Annotated in this window: 1 protein-coding gene; it reads right to left on the bottom strand. The window is 55.0% G+C overall.

Annotated features, from left to right (window positions below; translation table 11 throughout):
• A partial coding sequence (locus O6P32_RS13620; protein WP_269879059.1) for a hypothetical protein occupies positions 1 to 218 on the bottom strand: 218 nt, incomplete at both ends.

The following is a 218-nucleotide window of genomic DNA, read 5'->3' as shown; positions in this document are numbered from 1 at the left end:
ATGGCATTTTCCTCACGCTTCTGCAGCAGCATGATGTAGAGCTGTGCCTTGATTTCCTGCTGGCGGGAGATGGTGAGGAATTCCTTTTCCTGCTTGGGGGCATTGCTGATACGGCCTTCGAACTTGCTTGCCTGGCGGTCGAGATTACCCTTGGTGATGCGCAGTCCTTCGAGTACACTGGCTACGGTCGTCTGTACGCTGTGGCGCATGGCTTCGAT

This window comes from Phocaeicola acetigenes, assembly GCF_027529745.1.
In the GTDB taxonomy this organism is placed as follows: domain Bacteria; phylum Bacteroidota; class Bacteroidia; order Bacteroidales; family Bacteroidaceae; genus Phocaeicola; species Phocaeicola acetigenes.
Note: the sequence above shows the minus strand (reverse complement) of the source record. Positions and strands in the feature narration are given on the sequence as shown.